Annotated in this window: 2 protein-coding genes; one reads left to right on the plus strand and one right to left on the minus strand. The window is 69.4% G+C overall.

The window, feature by feature from the left end; genetic code table 11:
* A partial coding sequence (locus tag VET27_RS13320; protein ID WP_526518790.1) for a PucR family transcriptional regulator occupies nucleotides 1-591 on the plus strand: 591 nt, incomplete at its 5' end.
* Between the two features lie 90 nt (nucleotides 592-681).
* Here the strand turns inward: VET27_RS13320 and dapC are convergent.
* Complete coding sequence (gene dapC, locus VET27_RS13325) at nucleotides 682-1,776, minus strand: succinyldiaminopimelate transaminase (protein WP_526518792.1); 1,095 nt, start codon at nucleotides 1,774-1,776, stop codon at nucleotides 682-684.
* Nucleotides 1,777-1,821: the final 45 nt, after the last annotated feature.

Below are 1,821 nucleotides of genomic sequence, written 5' to 3' on the forward strand. Positions count from 1 at the left end.
CGACTCGCCGACGTACTCGCGTTGAGTGCCAGCGCCTTTCGGCGGGATGCGCAGGTGGTGGCAGGCACCTCACGCGTCTACGTGCTGTTCCCGCACACCGGCAAGGCGTCCGCGGTGACGTCGTGGATCCGCGGCACCATCAGCGCACTGCGTGCCGAACTCGGGTTGGAGCTACGAGCCGTAATCGCCACTCCCCCAACAGGTCTGGCGGCTATCGCGACGGCGCGCGCCGAGGTGGACCGCGTGCTCGACAGCGCCGAACGGCACCCCGGTGTCATCGGCCAGGTGACGTCGCTCGCCGAATCGCGCACGACCGTGCTGCTCGACGAGATCGTGACGATGATCGGCGCCGACGATCGCCTCGTCGACCCGAGTGTGGGTGAGCTGCGCGAGAAGGATCCGACGCTGGTGGACACCCTGCGGGCATACCTCGACAGCTTCGGTGACGTCGCCGCTGCTGCGGCGTGGCTGCACGTGCACCCGAATACGGTTCGCTACCGGGTGCGACGGATCGAAGAGGAGCTGGGCACCTCGCTGGCCGATCCCGATGTGCGGCTGCTGCTTTCGCTGAGCCTCAGGGCGACATCATAGCCGCCACAGCGATTCGTCATCCAGACCGCGAGTGTCCACTTACGGCACGCAAATGCGCCGAAACCGTGCGATAAGTGGACACTCGGCGCGTCAGGCCAGACGTTTGGCGGCCGCGTCGATCCGCTCGTCGGTCGCGGTCAGCGCCATCCGGACGTGCCGGGCCCCCCGCGGCCCGTAGAACTCCCCCGGCGCGACCAGGATCCCGAGTTCAGCGAGCGAGGCGACGGTGTCCCGGCACGGTTCGTCGCGCGTCGCCCAGAGGTAGAGGCCCGCCTCGGAGTGGTCGATGGTGAAACCGGCGCCGCGGACGGCGGTGAGCAACACCTCGCGCCGACGCGCGTAACGCTCCTTCTGCACCTTCTCGTGGGCATCGTCGTCGAGGGCGGCGACCATGGCGGCCTGCACCGGCGTCGGCACCATCATTCCTGCGTGCTTGCGCACCGCCAACAGTTCTGCCACCACCGCCGGATCACCCGCGACGAAGCCTGCCCGGTATCCGGCCAGCGACGAGGTCTTCGACAGCGAATGGATGGCGAGCAGTCCGGTGTGGTCGCCATCGCACACCGAGGGGTGCAGCACCGAGACCGGCGCCGCTTCAGGATCCCAACCGAGGCCGAGGTAGCACTCGTCGGAGGCAACCAGCGCCCCCCTTCTGCGCGCCCACTCGACGACTTTGCGGAGGTGCTCGACGCCGAGGACCGCGCCCGTCGGGTTGCTCGGCGAGTTCACGTAGACGAGTTTGGGTACCCGCGGCCCCAGTTGCGTCAGCGAATCGGCGGCGACGACTTCGGCACCCGCCAGGCGCGCTCCGACGTCGTAGGTGGGGTACGCCAATTCGGGGACGACCACGATGTCGTGCCGCGAGAGGTTCAACAGCGTCGGCAGCCAGGCGATGACTTCCTTGGTGCCGATGACCGGCAACACGGCATCGTCGGCCAGGTCGGTGATGCCGTAGCGACGTTGCAGCGCGCCCACCGCGGAGGCCCGAAGGGCTGGCGTCCCCGCAGTCGTCGGATAGCCGGGGGCAGAGCTGGCGGCCGCGAGCGCGTCACGGATCACCGGGGCAACGGGGTCGACGGGGGTGCCGACCGAGAGGTCGACGATACCGCCGGGGTGCGCCCTGGCCGTGGCCGTGACGTCGGCCAGCGTGTCCCAGGGAAAGACCGGCAGTGACGCCGAGAGCAGCCTGGGCGGGCTCAAGCCCGTCCTGCCGGTCGGCTTCGCTTCGCT

Origin of the sequence: Mycobacterium sp. (genome assembly GCF_035633495.1) — a bacterium.
In the GTDB taxonomy this organism is placed as follows: Bacteria; Actinomycetota; Actinomycetes; order Mycobacteriales; family Mycobacteriaceae; genus Mycobacterium.